Raw genomic sequence first — 14,422 nt, forward strand, 5'->3', positions numbered from 1 at the left:
TTTTTTTATTGATTTTGTAAGATATCATATGGAGGATGAGCGTAAAATGTTCCATCCTCTTCAAGAAATTCATAGGTCACACTTCCATCGATATCTGTACGATACACCCTTGTTTGATGATCATTTAATTTTTTCAAAACTTCTTGATGAGGATGCTGATACCGATTTCGTTCACCTGCTGAAATCAGTGCATATGACGGATTCAAATGCTGAAGCCATTCTTCACTTGTTGATCCTTTACTCCCGTGATGCCCAACCTTCAAGACATCCGCTCGTAGCTTGGGGTAAGCTTGAATGATGTCTCGTTCCCCTTCTTGTTCAAGCTCCCCAGTCAGCATAAAACGCTTGCCGCCAAGCGTAAAGGTGAGGACCAGTGAATCATTATTTTTACTCGTCACCTGGTCACGTGCTGGATGCAGAACGTCAAATTTTTGTCCTCCAATTCTCAGCTGATCCCCTCTTTCCAACTCATCTACAGGAATCCGTTGATCAGCCGCTTCCTTTAAAAGCTGCGCATCCTCTGGATTTCGAGCAAAGCCTTTTGGGATTGCAAGACGTTTGACTTTATTTCGCTTTATTAACCGCATCGCTTCTCCCATGTGATCTTGATCTGCGTGGGTAAGGATGAGGACATCAAGTTTTGCTATGCCTTTAGAATGCAGAAATGGAATAAGGGTTTGATCCCCAATTGTAGATACTTTACGTCTTTTTTTCCATGGCTCTTCTTCAAAAGAAAGCCTGCCTCCTGTATCAACTAATATATGCCCGGTTCGATAAGGTAGCTGAATAAACAAACTATCCCCTTGTCCTATATCTAACATCGTGACCTCTCCTTTTTGAAGAAAATTCGGCGTGAAATAGTGTACAGCCAGCACACAAACGAGAATCAAAATCGGCACAAGATAAGATTTGATAGAAGTTTTACATTCCATCACAATGAATAGAAAAACAATGGAGGAAACCTCTAGGAGCACATGCCACCATGTCGATTTCATAAAAATGAGAGTAAGACCATCATAAGCAGCCATGTGTGCAGACAATTGATGACTAAACTGGATCACCCAATCAAGCAGCTGAAACAGTGTTTGTCCAAGCGGAAGATAAATGATAGATAAAAGAAAAAAGAATAAGGACAGAGGCAGGACAACCATTGTATAAAAAGGAACAAACATCATATTTAAAGGAACACTCAGCAAGGAAAATTGCTGAAAATAATATAAAAGAACAGGAAGCGAAGCAAGCTGTGCAATCAAGGAAATGAGGAATAACTGCATCACCGAACTTTTTGCTTTTGATAAAATACTAGTGGATAGCAAAATAAATAAGGTCACCACAAATGACAGCTGAAAACCGACATCAAATATATAAAGTGGTTGAATGGCTAATAAAAGCAAGAACGCTGCACTTAACACGACCGCAGAAGGCTGTTTCATTTCTTTTGGCAGGCTTGTGATGACTAAATAAATTCCAGCCATGAGACAGGCTCTTAACACAGACGGTGCAGCACCTGTTAAACAAGCATAAACCGGCAAAAAGGATAATAAAAGAATACGCGCTGTCTCTCTTGTCACGCCAGCGCGGAGTAGACACCAAAATAGACAAGCGAGCAATGTTTGAACATGAAGTCCTGAAATGGCTAATAAGTGAATGATGCCAAGCATTTGATAATCTCTTAATGTATCAGGGTCTATTAAATCACGATCGCCAAAAATAAGTGCCTGCACAATCCCAACAGAATTCTTCGGAACGTGATCTTCTAGAAATTTCAACCCCTTCTGCCTAATAGATGAAAGGTCATGTGAAGGGCTGTCATGTTTCGTGCAGCTTTTCATAGACTGCGTTAAGAAAATAGCATCAATGCCTTTTGTTTTTAGAAATTGATCATATTGAAAGCCATTCGGTATGGTTGCTTGTTTAGGCAACCGCATCTCACCTGTCATATGACAGCTCATACCTGGCCCAACATCTTTTAGCGCTTCTTTTTCACGCTCCGTTTGAATCGTATAAAATGCCGCTAGTCGACGATTCTCTGATGAAACAGTCGCTGAAAAGCGATTGCCATCTATTTTCGGAATCGTTTCAATCACAACCGAATGAGAAAATACTTTTTCTTGCATGGGATGATCCGTTTCAAAAGACTGATGCACCATAAAAATGAGTATATAGATCGTTCCACACAAACTGACCATTAGAAAGAGCTGGGGTGTTTTTTTCAGCAGACTGAAAAGAAGACATACAAGAAGAAAAAGGAGAAAATACAGATGAAGATGATATGCGGCCAGAGCAATTCCAGCAGCTGCTGAAATCGCCCCGAACGGCAAATACTTAAACATAGGAAGTAAATAATTGATTCGCCTTTTCATGCATTTGACGAATTTCTGTTTCGCTACGTCCTGATTCACTTAGTTTACCTATTAAATCCGCAACAAAGGCTAATTTTTCTTGGTTTTTTAAGTCAATAATCATCTCATCTAGTTCGACCTGTTCTGTTTGAACTCCGGCCTGTTCAAATAAATCAACAGCATATGGATGATTTTTATAATCCTTCGCATAATACACTGTTCGAATACCTGCTTGAATAATCGCTTTACAGCACTGCAAGCAAGGAAAATGCGTCACATATATTTCAGCATCAGCCGTTGGTGCACCAAATTTGGCACATTGTAAAATAGCGTTCATCTCTGCATGGATTGTACGAACGCAGTGATGATCTATCACATAGCATCCTACATCTGCACAATGCACGTCACCGGCAATGGATCCATTATATCCACCTGCGATGATGCGCTTGTCTCTTACGATCGTTGCCCCAACAGCTAGCCGCTCACAGGTGCTTCGCAAGGCAAGCAAATGGCTTTGAGCCATAAAATATTGATTCCATGAAATTCTCTCCACGAGCTGATCCCTCCAGAATGATGTATGTTATTAAGTGTACATGCCTTTCTTCTATACCGTCAATTCTACTTGACCGTCAGTTGATTTTTCAGCCGTTCAATGGTCTTCTCTCCAAAACCCGAAATATTCCGCAAATCTTCAATTTGCTGAAATTCTCCATGTTCTTCTCTATACGTAATGATGGCTTCCGCTTTGGATGGGCCTATTCCGTTAATGGTCTGCAATTCCGCTGCATCAGCTTGATTGACATTCACCCCTTGACTCTGTTCATTTCCCGGCGTATCAGCCGCTGCTGTTTGTCCCTGCTTGTCAGCCTCTCCCTTCTTTCGTACATAAATCATCATACTGTCCTCTAATTTTGCTGCTTGATTGATGTCAACTGTATCTGCCTTGCTCGTAAAACCACCTGCTCTTTTAATGGCTTCTTCAACTCTGTCCTCAGCCATAAATACATAAACGCCCGGCTTCCGTACAGCTCCTTTGACCTCTACTACGATGGATGTTGGCTCTTTTTCTGCACTCTCTTGTTTTTCTTCTAATGTCACTTGCGTTTCATGTTGTTCTTTCAATACACCTGGCTCGGTGCTGCCTTTCTCTTTTCCTACTAAAAAGCAGAAACAGATGATGAGGAGAATGATGATTCCCGCTATCAGATAAAGACTGTATTTTTTCAACGAAATGAGCTGCTTCACTTGTTCACGCTTCTTTCAATCATATTTTCACGCTGCTTCACATACTGTTTAGAAGATAACAGATCCTATGCGTCTAAGGAGGGAGAACGTTTGAATATAGGGTTAATCGGTACAGGAAACATGGGTACCATACTTACTGAGGCATTTATTGAATCAAAAGCAGTCAATCCCTCATCCATCACCATTACAAATCGGACCATCGAAAAAGCGTTCAATATAAAAAAGAATCACCCAGAGGTCGAAGTGACGAAACAGCTTTCAGGAGCTGTAACGGATAAAGATTTCATCTTTGTTTGTGTCAAACCACTTGATATTTACCCACTTTTAAAAGAGCTGATCCCACTTTTAACAAAGCAGCAAACCATTGTCATCATTACAAGTCCGGTTCATCCTGAACAGCTTCAGGATATTGTTCCTTGCCAGACAGCCAGACTAATCCCAAGCATCACCAACCGCGCGTTATCAGGCGCATCACTTTTAACATTCGGTTCATCATGCAATGTCACGACAAAAGCAGCACTCAGACAACTCGCTTCCCGCATTTCAACACCAATCGAAATTCATCATTCAATCACACGGGCAGCCTCAGATATTGTCAGCTGCGGTCCTGCCTTTATTAGCTTTCTTGTTCAGAAAATGATTGAAGCCGCTGTTGAAGAAACAGATATTTCAAAAGAAGAAGCCACCACCCTATCAGAAGATATGCTTGTAGGACTTGGCCGTTTGATTGAAAAAAGGGTGTATACCCTGCCTACACTGCAAGAGAAGGTGTGTGTAAAAGGCGGCGTCACCGGCGAGGGCATTAAAGCACTTGAAGCAGGTGTTCAAGATATGTTCCATCAGCTTTTTCAGAACACTCATGACAAGTTCGATGAGGATGTAGAAGCGGTTGCGCATCAATACCCACCGAGTGTGTTTACTGATGATCTCAGAAATTAAACATCTTCGCAACAAGCGAAAAAAGGGTTTTAAAAAACCATCGTTCCATTAAACGATGGTTTTTGGTTTCTTCGCTGAAATAAAATATCTTTCTGCACATTCTTGAGGTGCTTCATTTGTAAAATCAGCGGTCACTTCAATCTGTTCAAAGCCAGCGGACTCAAGGAACGCTGCATATGTCTCAAAAGGAAATGTACGCTGTTCGTGCGTTTCATCATAACGCTCATACACGTCTCCGTCTTTTACAAAAAAGCTTAAATCATGAATGACTGAAAATGGATGATCTCCTTTATCACTCTGCCAAATGTAGCTAATTTCTTCATCTTGATCGGCATAAGTAGAGCCAGGAAATACCTCTTCCATTTTATAAGGGGTATGAACATCAAACAATAAAACCCCACCTGTCTCTAAAAGCTGAAACATGTTTTTAAAGGTTTTTTTGACGTCATTTTCGTTTTTTAGATAATTCAAAGAATCACAGCAAATAACCGCTGCTTGAAAAGTTTGTTCAAACCCCTCAAGCTCTCTCATATCTTGATGTAAAAATTGAATAGACTGCTTATGAGCCTGTGCTTTTTGCTGCGCAAATGCCAGCATCTCTTCACTTAGGTCAATTCCTGTGACCATGTGGCCTTTTGCAGCTAACCGAAGAGAGATCTCTCCAGTTCCACAACCTACATCGATAATCGCACTATTTGGCTTGATATACCGCTGTATCCACTGAACCCATTCATCATAAGGGGCATGTGTCATGAGCTCATCATACACACCTGCAAACCCTTGATAAATCATGAGTTAATGCCAAGCGAAAGCGTTTCTCTCGGCGCATCTCCCCAAAGCTTCTCTAAATTATAGTATCCTCTTTCCTCTTTGTGGAACACATGAGCAATGACATCTCCTAAATCAATCAAGACCCATCTCGCTTCGTCAAAGCCCTCCATCTTTTTAACTTCGATGCCGCCTTCTTCTGCAAGGTGTTTCACTTCTCTTGCAATGGCCTGTACTTGTTTGTCAGAATTCCCGTGACAAATGAGAAAATAATCTGCAACAAGTGAGATCCCTTGCATATTCAGGGCAATAATGTCCTCTGCCCGTTTATCATCGCACGCTCCTGCTGCGATGTTTAAAATTGATGATGCATCCATCAAAATTCCTCCTTAGTTGTTCTTTTGCACAAGTGAGTTATAAGTAGCAAGTGTATCTGGGAAAACTGGCTGATTCTTTTTCATTAAAAAGCTGACGGTGTTTTTTAAAGATTGAATCAAGGCAAGGTCCAAATCCTGCTCTGCTAACTCTCTTACTTCCTCTACACCAGGAAAATGGCGTCCTGGCTCTATATAGTCGGCGACATAAATAACTTTTTCAAGCAATGTCATGTTCGGTCTGCCAGACGTATGGAATTCAATGGCTGTTAAAATATCTTGGTCGTCAATTCCAACTTCTTTTTTGACCAAATAGGCACCAACTGGGGCATGCCAAAGCTCAGGTGAATATTTAAGCAATAGAGGGTTCATCTGTTCTTGCTGGATGATGCCCTTCATTTCTTCTTTCGGTCTAAATTTAGCATAATCGTGGAAAATAGCCGCAACCTCTGCTTTTTTCACATCTGCACCAAAACGTTCAGCTAATGAAATGGCCGTCTCCATGACCCCAATTGTATGTGTATATCTATGCTCTGTTAACTGCTGTTTGACACAGTTTAAAGCTTCTTCACGATTCATATAAATGATGCTCCTTTATATAACACTCAACCGCTTTCGGAATCAAATAATCAACAGGTTTCCCCTGCTTCATTCGCTGCCTAATCAATGTCGATGATACATCAAAAGCCGGAACATCTGCAAACAAAAGAGGATACGCCGTACTTCCTTCATAACCTGGTCTTTTCATCCCAATAAAGGTGATCATCTGAAGCAAATCATCGATTCTATGCCATTTCGGCAAATACTCGACCATGTCCGCTCCAATCATAAAAAAGAACTCATCTTCAGGATGGCGCTTCTTTAACAGCTCAACCGTATCTACTGTATAAGATGGGCCTTCCCGCTCCATTTCAATAAGCTCAACTCGAAAATGAGGATTTGACTGAATCGCTTTTTCCACCATTTTTACACGGTGATGACTCTCTGCTCGTTTTCGACCTGTTTTATGGGGGGGCTTGTGATTTGGGATAAACCAAATTTCATCAAGCCCTACTTGGAAACGCACCTCACTTGCCATCAGCAAATGCCCATTATGCGGGGGATCAAACGTACCGCCGAACAACCCTATTTTTTTCATATCATATCCACCTTTACGGCAGCTTAATTTGTTTATTTTCCTTTGATTCCTTATAAAGGACAATCACATTTCCGATCGTTTGAACGAGTTCAGCTTTTGCACCTTTTACAAGTGCTTTTGCAACCTCTGTTTTGTCCTCGTCGCAGTTTTGCAATACGCTGACTTTCAAAAGTTCTCTTGCTTCAAGCGCCTCGGAAATTTGCTTGACCATATTGTCATTTACCCCGCCTTTTCCAACTTGAAAAATAGGTGATAAATGATGTGCTTGCGCACGTAAAAAACGTTTTTGCTTACCTTTTAACATGGTGTTCCTCCTAATTTCTCTATGACAATTGACTTCATTTTTCGGGCGTCAGGTGTAATGCCCGTCCACAGTTCAAAGGCTCTTACCGCCTGACCAACAAACATGCCGACGCCATCGACTGTTTTCAAACCTAACCCGGCTGCTTCGCTTAGCAGCTTTGTTTCTATTGGATTATACACAATATCACAAACGACCGCTGTTTTTTTTGCGTTCGCTAAAGGAATCGGGGTTTCTTCAACATTCGGATACATACCAATCGAGGTCGTATGGATGATGACATCATATTCCCCAAGCCGCTCTTCTGCTGTATTTAATGCAATGGCACGAGATGTGATTTTCCCATCGGCACTTTCAATTAAAGCCTCAGCTTTTTCAATGGTGCGGTTGGCGATATCAAATTGTTTCGGTGCATACTCAGCAATTGTCGTGTAAATCGCTCTTGCTGCTCCACCAGCACCAAGCAGGAGAAATGACAGCTCTGATAACGGCTGATCCAACGCTTCAAGCAATGAATGAAGAAAGCCTTCTCCATCTGTATTGTACCCAACGAGCTGATCTCCTTCGAGACGCACCGTATTGACGGCACCAAGGCGTTCAGCTGTCACATCAATTTTGTCGAGGTACTTCATGATGTCTACCTTGTGCGGAACAGTGACGTTAATGCCGCTGATTCCTAACGCTTTCATGCCGCTAATCGCATCTTTCAGGTCATCATTTTCTACTTGAAAGCCATGATAATGTCCATCAATTCCAGCATCCTTTAATGCTGCATTATGAATATCCGGAGACATTGAATGGCCAACAGGGTTACCGATTACTCCGTATAAAGGTTTCAAGGTCTCTCCCCCTCTGAACATTTAAATTAACGAACGTCTCATAAACACGTGCACGCCTTTTGGCGCATACACTTTGATTTGTTTCCCAGCATCATTTGCAGTCACCCAGCCTAATCCTGAAAAGACAATGTCCATTTTTGGCTGATCGATGGTGAAAGTGTGCGGAACGAGCGGCGGGAAATCTTCCATTCCCTCTTTTGATGGCGGTGAAAGCAGTTCACCTGCATGCTTTTCATATAAGTCATCTGCATTCTCCATCTTCGTCCTATGAATGTTGAGTTCATTTGGCATATAGCAGACAAAGGATGTTCTGCCGCCTTTTACATAATCAAATCGAGCCAGTCCGCCAAAGTAAAGCGTTTGAGCTTCATTTAACTGGAACGTTCTCGGTTTCAATTCTTTTTTCGGCGTTAAAATCTTTAAGTCATTTTTGCCGACATAGTGCGCCATTTGATGGCGGTTGATGATCCCCGGTGTATCGAATAAAGCAGACCCGTCATCAAGCGGGATTTCAATCGCATCAAGTGTTGTCCCTGGGTATTGGGATGTGGTGATCACATTCTCTTCTCCAGACACCTCTTTGATAATGCGGTTAATAAATGTTGATTTCCCAACATTTGTACAGCCGACAACATAGACATTTCTGCCCTCACGGTAATGATCAATGGCCTCCATGACCTCAGGCACACCTTGTCCTCTGCTCGCACTGATTAAAAACACATCAATCGGATTGAGCCCATTTTCTTTTGCTTCCCGCTTCATCCATTGAACAAGACGGTCTTTTTTCACGGATTTCGGTAAAATATCTACCTTGTTGCCGACAAGTAAAATGGGATTACCACCAACAATACGGCTCAGTCCATTAATCCAGCTTCCGTTAAAATCAAAAATATCAACGACCTTGACGATCAGAGAATCAGTCTCGCCAATGCTGTGTAAAATATTTAAAAAGTCGTCTTCTGTTAAAGATACATCCTGAATTTCATTGTAGTTCTTTAACCTAAAACAGCGCTGACAGATCACATCTTCTTTCAATAGAGATGCTGCCGGCGCATATCCTAATTGATCTTTATCTTCCGTCTGAATGGCTACACCGCAGCCAATACAAACAACCTTTTCCATTATTACTCTTCCTCCCACTGAATGTGGCCCTTACGCTTTAAGGCTCCTAAAATTCTGCGTTCAATCTGCCTGTTAAACTTCGTGAAAAATCCGTCCGATGCCGCAACAGGTACAACCAAAATGGTATGGAAGCCATGCCTGTTTCCGCCAAGCACATCTGTCATAAGCTGATCGCCAATGACAACCACATCTTCTTTCTTCAATTGCATATCAGCGACGGCCTTATTAAAGGCTCTTCCCATCGGTTTTCTCGCTTTATAAATAAACGGGATATGAACCGGCTCAGAAAAAAGCTTGACCCTTTTTTCATTATTGTTCGATACAATCGTCACCTGTATCCCGTGATCTTTCATCTCTTGAAACCATTCAATTAAACGTGGGGTCGCACTTGGACGATCCCATTCTACTAGTGTGTTATCTAAATCCGTAATAATTCCTTTTACATTTCGTTCTTTTAGTTTTTGCGGCGAAATGTGGAAAATACTTTTCACAAATTCATCCGGTAAGAAATACTTCTTTAGCACAATTTGCACCCTTTCTTCCATTGGTTTTTCAGCGATTGTGTCGAATCAAATCACAATTTGTCTGTCTATCGAATACAATGAAAAAGTTTTCGACATATGATGAGGACCTTCAACAGGTGTGGATAATTTTACACACATTATCCACCTATATTTCATCACGCTTTCATTCAATTATAAACACTCTACCCACAAGTTATCCACTTAACCATGTGGATAACAGAACGATTGTTCTTGTTTCCCATTCATGGTAGATTAAAGGTACTTCAAAGACATTCGATCAACCTATGATGATATGTCTTTTCCTCAAGATTTATGCCAACTTTTTCAGGGGAGGTGTTTTTCCCATCATATGGGTTTCTAGTATGAAAAAGCTGTCAGATGATTTACTTATAGAATCGTATTATAAAGCAAATGAAATGAACTTAAATCGCGACTTCATTGAATTAATTGAGACAGAAATGAAAAGACGTTCGCTCGGGCATATGCTCTCTGTTTCCTCTTAATTCCATATATCCAGGAACCATGCCTCCCGAGCACTCTCCTTTTTAAACTCAGGTGACTGATATTATATCACTTGCGCTATAGGCTTACTACTATTTTCCGTAAAAAACACCCCTTCTGATCAAAGAAGAGGTGTCTTATTTGCAAGGCTGTTCATTCCAAAACCATAACCCTCCACCTACGACCAAAATGACGACAAGGAACACAACAAGAAAAGCGTAACCGATTCCTGCTCCTTGAGCTGGATAAGGCGAACACGCAGGGTAAGGATAAGGACATCCCCACATATCAGTTACCTCCTTCTAAGAAGATATACTGTTAGACTATGCTGGATGGATCGTCTTGTTTAGGCAGATGGCCTGCATTTAAAAATGTTTAATGACATCACGCTCTTTGATTTCGTTATAAATGATTCTTGCCCCTTTTGGTGTCATATGATTGCCAGAAGGGTCAATGAGGCCAGACTGAATCAAGGCGTTGTCACTATCTTCACCCGCTTCTCGGATGAACGCTTTCCAATTGTCGACAAGCGGCACCTGCTGTTTTTCAGCTACTTGTCTTGTGATGTCATTGTATGAGTTTTGCCAAGCTCTCGCCCCGCCTCTCTCAGCAAAATAAGATGACTTATATCTAGAATAATAATACAAGCCCTTTTTGCCTCCTTCCACCACAGGCACGCACGTCATGAGGATCGGGGTAATTCCCTCTTTCCTACTTTCAGAAATGAAGTAGGATAAGTTTTCTTTAAATCGTTTTTTGGTCACACGGGGATGTTTCCCGTCTAGAATCGCCGCATCATTTGTACCGAACATGATGAGGACGTAAGTTGGTTTTTGTTTTAAAATATCCTGCTCAAAGCGAAGCTTCGCATCTTCTGTTGTCTGCCCGCCAATCCCGGCATTCTGTACCTTGATTTGGCCGCGCTCGACGTTTTTCATGAGATTCACCCATTTTTCAGATGTGGGATAATCTCGAAAATCCCAGTTCGATCCTCTTGTGTTACTGTCACCAAATGCAATCACGCTTTCCTGCACTGGTTTTGAGCACCCAGCCGCAACACATAACAGGATGAAAAGGAAAACAAATTTCTTCACAACATTCACCTCCAAAAGCCCTCTTCATATAGTAAACGACAAGACTTTTGGTTTCAATGAATGACTGTTTCTTATTGTAATTGAACCGGCAGATAATCTCTGTCATGGTGCAGTAGTTCGCTTACTTTCACAAACTCATAGCCCCTTTTCTTTAGTTCAGGTACGACTTGTTTCAGCGCTTCTACTGTCTGCTTACGATTTCCTCCGCCATCATGTAAAAGGATGATATCACCGCCCTGAATATTCTCAATAATACGGCTGGCAATTTTGTGTGCACCTGGCCTTGACCAGTCCTTCGGATCTTGCGTAAAGGACCACATCACGACATCGTATCCTTGCTTAGAAAGAATGCGGAATGACTTCATCGTCAAGCGCCCGCCCGGAGGACGAAATAATAAGGGTCCGCCAGGCTGGAGAGAAGCGATATGAGCCGCTGATTCTTTTAATTCTCGCTTGATTTCTTTCGATGACAAAAGGTCAAAATACGTATGGTTCATCGTGTGATTGCCAAGCTCATTTCCTTCGCTCACAATCCGCTCTGCGAGGAGGGGATATGCATGAATACGGCTTCCGATGACAAAAAAGCTGGCATTCACTTCATGCTCTCTCAGTACATCTAGTATTTGATTTGTGTATACCGGATGAGGCCCATCGTCAAAGGTTAACGCAATCTTTTTCCGTTCCTCTCTCATGTCCCAAAAGGCTCGTCCCGTTTTTTCTAGGTCGATTCTTTTTAATGTACGCGCCTCTATGTTATCAGGAACAAAAGCGCATAATACCAATATACATAACAAGATATGCAACCCTTTCATCAGACCGCCTCCACAGAACATCATTACACATTAAATTGCCCGCTTTCTGATGAATTCATTCAAGTTTCGTGATCGTCTACGCTTCTTTTTCACATAAAAAAAGCCGGCCCATTAGGCCCGCTTTTTGTCTCACGTTTGGTTTCTCTCTTCAACTGTCGAACGTTGCTTAGAATTCATACAGACACTCTCCTTCTTGGATTTGATTTTGAGCCCATAGCAATTTTTGATAATACTGGTTGGACTTCTGGTATTGTTGAGAGGTTTCTAAGGCTGTCGCAATTTCTAGTGAGATATCCTCTATATAAGAGTATAGGCTAAGTTTTTCCAAATAATCAATGGTTTTTTGCAGTTGTTCTTCATTGATTTCCTGAACATATAAAGCATCCAGATACTCAAACATATGACAGAACAGCTGGTCTTCATGCTTCTTTGCGGCCAATTTCCCATCCTCTAATATACGCCTTGCTTCAGTCTGCTCATTTTGTCTAAAAAGCAGCTTGGCCAGTGTATAAAGTGTATGAGGCAGCGTGGGAAGCAGCTCTTTTTTGGCGAGGTCTGCCGATTCGGTTAAATATCGTTCTGCTTCTTCTCGATAACCTAACTCCCCGTAACATTTCCCTAAATTATAGAGTGCTGAGCTATAAATGCGCGGGTGATCAATTTCGGATGCGAGTTGTTTCGCCTTTTTCAAGTGAGGCAGTGCTCGATCTTTACGTTTTAAATCTTGATAATTTCCCGAGATGACAAAGAGGCACTGAATAATGCGAATGGAATACGCATCATGCTGATCGTATATTTCAAGCGCTTTTAAAATATGGTGCATGGAGACATGCGTTTGTTTCATTATATAGTAGGCTTCTGCTACTTTAAAATGAAACTCGGCCTGCTCAATATCATCAAATACCATAGACAGCTGTTTTTCTGCCATGCGATAATATTTGACGGCCTCCAAATATTCTTTTTGACTAAACTCATGCATGCCACGAAAAAATGCATGGTAATAATGCAGCATATCAGATAACTCATGATTGGAATTTTCGATTTTATCGACAAGGTTAGATACTGAGAAAGGTTGATATTTTGAAGGGTGTATATAGTCGAGCATAATTTGGTGCCGAAAACACATGAGCTGATAATAAATCAGTAAATGCTGGTCCTCTTCCATACGTTCAATTTCCGCTTCTACTTCCGCTTTCAAGATTTCCGCATCTGGAACACTGAACTGCCGTATCATTCGATACCATTCATTAATTTTCATACCGACATGTGAAGAAAGAACCTTCCCCATGTTCCGAAAAAACCCCTTCCTTTTCGGTCTAATATTACATATTTTAGCACGCTTCTAGACCGCCAAGCACCGCAAAGAAACCGCAAACATATGAGAGGTGCAGCAAAAACATACGCACAGAAGCACGTTTCTTTCAAATAAGATGATTTTTTCATCGTACAGACACAGACAATCCTTCCTTCACATACATTTGAGGATATAGGCAGCGGCCTAAACATGGTGGAGGTGAAAATCGTGGCAGGAGTATTTACAGCGATGGGATTGATGGTCAAAGAATTGGTGTTTTTAGTGTCCTATGTCAAAAACAATGCCTTTCCACAACCCCTTTCGGGAGATGATGAGAAAAAATACTTAGCCCTCATGGCAGAGGGCGATGAACACGCAAGAAACATGCTGATTGAACATAACCTTCGGCTCGTCGCCCATATTGTCAAGAAATTTGAAAATACCGGGGAAGACGCTGAAGACCTCATCTCCATCGGGACGATCGGACTCATTAAAGCCATCGAAAGCTATTCCTCTGGAAAAGGAACAAAGCTGGCAACTTATGCGGCGCGGTGTATTGAAAATGAAATTCTCATGCACTTACGCGCACTCAAAAAAACAAAAAAGGACGTCTCTCTGCATGACCCCATCGGTCAAGATAAAGAAGGCAACGAAATTTCATTAATTGACGTCTTAAAATCAGAAAATGAAGACGTGATTGATACCATTCAGCTCAACATGGAGCTTGAAAAAGTAAAAGAATATATCGACATTCTCGACGGCCGGGAAAAAGAAGTCATCGTCGGCCGGTTCGGTTTGGACTTAAAAAAAGAGAAAACGCAGCGGGAAATAGCCAAAGAGCTCGGCATATCAAGGAGTTATGTATCTCGGATAGAGAAACGCGCGCTGATGAAGATGTTTCATGAGTTTTACCGGGCGGAGAAGGAGAAACGGAAGCGGGAGAAGGGGAAGTGAAAATGAACTTCCCCTAACTTCTAACAAAAACAGACCTTATTAGGTCTGTCAGATTGTAGAGAAACTCATGTTTTTCTACAATCTTTTTTATTTTCATCGTAATGATGATGGATGAGATTGAATGAAAAAGACCTCCCACACACCTAGCCTAGCTTTGCTAGGTGTGTGGCAATCT

18 protein-coding genes are annotated in these 14,422 nt (G+C 41.6%); 3 read left to right on the forward strand and 15 right to left on the reverse strand.

Going from position 1 to position 14,422, the window contains the following annotated elements; all coding sequences use genetic code 11:
* Positions 1-5: 5 nt before the first annotated feature.
* The 3 genes from EBQ12_RS18155 to EBQ12_RS18165 all read right to left on the reverse strand — a co-directional run bounded on the left by EBQ12_RS18155 (position 6) and on the right by EBQ12_RS18165 (position 3,587).
* Positions 6-2,333, reverse strand: coding sequence for a DNA internalization-related competence protein ComEC/Rec2 (locus EBQ12_RS18155; RefSeq protein WP_125590962.1), 2,328 nt, complete (start codon positions 2,331-2,333; stop codon positions 6-8).
* Positions 2,326-2,895 (reverse strand): ComE operon protein 2, encoded by a 570-nt coding sequence (locus tag EBQ12_RS18160; RefSeq protein ID WP_008342495.1) that lies wholly within the window; start codon positions 2,893-2,895, stop codon positions 2,326-2,328. The genes EBQ12_RS18155 and EBQ12_RS18160 overlap by 8 nt, the downstream gene beginning before the upstream one ends.
* A gap of 65 nt (positions 2,896-2,960) precedes the next feature.
* Positions 2,961-3,587 carry a ComEA family DNA-binding protein gene (locus EBQ12_RS18165; RefSeq protein WP_125590957.1) on the reverse strand — a complete coding sequence of 209 codons (627 nt, stop codon included), beginning with the start codon at positions 3,585-3,587 and terminating at the stop codon, positions 2,961-2,963.
* A gap of 90 nt (positions 3,588-3,677) precedes the next feature.
* On the opposite strand from EBQ12_RS18165, the gene comER reads away from it, so the two are divergent.
* Positions 3,678-4,526: a late competence protein ComER gene (gene comER / locus EBQ12_RS18170; RefSeq protein WP_125590958.1), complete on the forward strand. Its 849-nt coding sequence runs from the start codon at positions 3,678-3,680 to the stop codon at positions 4,524-4,526.
* A 48-nt stretch (positions 4,527-4,574) separates the two neighbouring features.
* Here comER and EBQ12_RS18175 read toward each other — a convergent pair whose 3' ends face one another.
* The 8 genes from EBQ12_RS18175 to EBQ12_RS18210 are packed head-to-tail and all read right to left on the reverse strand — an operon-like array spanning position 4,575 to position 9,592.
* Positions 4,575-5,318, reverse strand: coding sequence for a class I SAM-dependent DNA methyltransferase (locus EBQ12_RS18175; RefSeq protein ID WP_079919496.1), 744 nt, complete (start codon positions 5,316-5,318; stop codon positions 4,575-4,577).
* Positions 5,315-5,671: a ribosome silencing factor gene (gene rsfS / locus EBQ12_RS18180; RefSeq protein WP_008342502.1), complete on the reverse strand. Its 357-nt coding sequence runs from the start codon at positions 5,669-5,671 to the stop codon at positions 5,315-5,317. Before rsfS ends, EBQ12_RS18175 begins: the two co-directional genes overlap by 4 nt.
* Before the next feature lie 12 nt (positions 5,672-5,683).
* Positions 5,684-6,247, reverse strand: coding sequence for a bis(5'-nucleosyl)-tetraphosphatase (symmetrical) YqeK (yqeK, locus tag EBQ12_RS18185; RefSeq protein ID WP_017358029.1), 564 nt, complete (start codon positions 6,245-6,247; stop codon positions 5,684-5,686).
* The gene (locus EBQ12_RS18190) at positions 6,237-6,806 is read right to left on the reverse strand and encodes a nicotinate-nucleotide adenylyltransferase (protein ID WP_045034392.1); all 570 of its coding nucleotides are present in this window, start codon (positions 6,804-6,806) and stop codon (positions 6,237-6,239) included. Before EBQ12_RS18190 ends, yqeK begins: the two co-directional genes overlap by 11 nt.
* Positions 6,807-6,819: 13 nt before the next feature.
* A complete protein-coding gene (gene yhbY / locus EBQ12_RS18195; RefSeq protein ID WP_008342507.1) occupies positions 6,820-7,110 on the reverse strand; it encodes a ribosome assembly RNA-binding protein YhbY in 291 nt (96 codons plus the stop codon).
* Positions 7,104-7,946 carry a shikimate dehydrogenase gene (aroE, locus tag EBQ12_RS18200; RefSeq protein WP_125590960.1) on the reverse strand — a complete coding sequence of 281 codons (843 nt, stop codon included), beginning with the start codon at positions 7,944-7,946 and terminating at the stop codon, positions 7,104-7,106. The genes yhbY and aroE overlap by 7 nt, the downstream gene beginning before the upstream one ends.
* Before the next feature lie 21 nt (positions 7,947-7,967).
* On the reverse strand, positions 7,968-9,068 hold the full coding sequence (gene yqeH / locus EBQ12_RS18205) for a ribosome biogenesis GTPase YqeH (RefSeq protein ID WP_007501357.1): 1,101 nt from the start codon (positions 9,066-9,068) through the stop codon (positions 7,968-7,970).
* 2 nt (positions 9,069-9,070) lie between these two features.
* Entirely contained in the window at positions 9,071-9,592 is a 522-nt protein-coding gene (locus EBQ12_RS18210) for a YqeG family HAD IIIA-type phosphatase (protein WP_008356191.1), read from the reverse strand.
* 362 nt (positions 9,593-9,954) lie between these two features.
* On the opposite strand from EBQ12_RS18210, the gene EBQ12_RS18215 reads away from it, so the two are divergent.
* The gene (locus EBQ12_RS18215) at positions 9,955-10,095 is read left to right on the forward strand and encodes a sporulation histidine kinase inhibitor Sda (RefSeq protein WP_003217327.1); all 141 of its coding nucleotides are present in this window, start codon (positions 9,955-9,957) and stop codon (positions 10,093-10,095) included.
* Between the two features lie 135 nt (positions 10,096-10,230).
* Here EBQ12_RS18215 and EBQ12_RS19420 read toward each other — a convergent pair whose 3' ends face one another.
* The 4 genes from EBQ12_RS19420 to EBQ12_RS18230 form a co-directional block, all read right to left on the reverse strand.
* Entirely contained in the window at positions 10,231-10,380 is a 150-nt protein-coding gene (locus EBQ12_RS19420; protein ID WP_003217499.1) for a hypothetical protein, read from the reverse strand.
* Positions 10,381-10,458: 78 nt separating this feature from the next.
* Positions 10,459-11,187: an SGNH/GDSL hydrolase family protein gene (locus EBQ12_RS18220; RefSeq protein ID WP_169476094.1), complete on the reverse strand. Its 729-nt coding sequence runs from the start codon at positions 11,185-11,187 to the stop codon at positions 10,459-10,461.
* A 71-nt stretch (positions 11,188-11,258) separates the two neighbouring features.
* Positions 11,259-11,999: a polysaccharide deacetylase family protein gene (locus EBQ12_RS18225; protein ID WP_048003096.1), complete on the reverse strand. Its 741-nt coding sequence runs from the start codon at positions 11,997-11,999 to the stop codon at positions 11,259-11,261.
* Positions 12,000-12,165: 166 nt separating this feature from the next.
* A complete protein-coding gene (locus EBQ12_RS18230; RefSeq protein WP_007501361.1) occupies positions 12,166-13,287 on the reverse strand; it encodes a response regulator aspartate phosphatase in 1,122 nt (373 codons plus the stop codon).
* 231 nt (positions 13,288-13,518) lie between these two features.
* On the opposite strand from EBQ12_RS18230, the gene sigK reads away from it, so the two are divergent.
* The gene (gene sigK / locus EBQ12_RS18235; protein WP_058014952.1) at positions 13,519-14,247 is read left to right on the forward strand and encodes an RNA polymerase sporulation sigma factor SigK; all 729 of its coding nucleotides are present in this window, start codon (positions 13,519-13,521) and stop codon (positions 14,245-14,247) included.
* Positions 14,248-14,422 lie beyond the last annotated feature (175 nt).

This window comes from Bacillus sp. 2B09, assembly GCF_003946835.1.
GTDB classification, from domain to species: domain Bacteria; phylum Bacillota; class Bacilli; order Bacillales; family Bacillaceae; genus Bacillus; species Bacillus altitudinis.

Bases quoted from the DNA above. Each gene is read 5' to 3' on its own strand.
- EBQ12_RS18155 (WP_125590962.1), bottom strand. From the start codon at position 2,333: ATGTTTAAGTATTTGCCGTTCGGGGCGATTTCAGCAGCTGCTGGAATT.
- EBQ12_RS18175 (WP_079919496.1), bottom strand. From the start codon at position 5,318: ATGATTTATCAAGGGTTTGCAGGTGTGTATGATGAGCTCATGACACAT.
- rsfS (WP_008342502.1), bottom strand. From the start codon at position 5,671: ATGGATGCATCATCAATTTTAAACATCGCAGCAGGAGCGTGCGATGAT.
- yqeK (WP_017358029.1), bottom strand. From the start codon at position 6,247: ATGAATCGTGAAGAAGCTTTAAACTGTGTCAAACAGCAGTTAACAGAG.
- EBQ12_RS18190 (WP_045034392.1), bottom strand. From the start codon at position 6,806: ATGAAAAAAATAGGGTTGTTCGGCGGTACGTTTGATCCCCCGCATAAT.
- yhbY (WP_008342507.1), bottom strand. From the start codon at position 7,110: ATGTTAAAAGGTAAGCAAAAACGTTTTTTACGTGCGCAAGCACATCAT.
- yqeH (WP_007501357.1), bottom strand. From the start codon at position 9,068: ATGGAAAAGGTTGTTTGTATTGGCTGCGGTGTAGCCATTCAGACGGAA.
- EBQ12_RS18215 (WP_003217327.1), top strand. From the start codon at position 9,955: ATGAAAAAGCTGTCAGATGATTTACTTATAGAATCGTATTATAAAGCA.
- EBQ12_RS19420 (WP_003217499.1), bottom strand. From the start codon at position 10,380: ATGTGGGGATGTCCTTATCCTTACCCTGCGTGTTCGCCTTATCCAGCT.
- EBQ12_RS18225 (WP_048003096.1), bottom strand. From the start codon at position 11,999: ATGAAAGGGTTGCATATCTTGTTATGTATATTGGTATTATGCGCTTTT.
- EBQ12_RS18230 (WP_007501361.1), bottom strand. From the start codon at position 13,287: ATGGGGAAGGTTCTTTCTTCACATGTCGGTATGAAAATTAATGAATGG.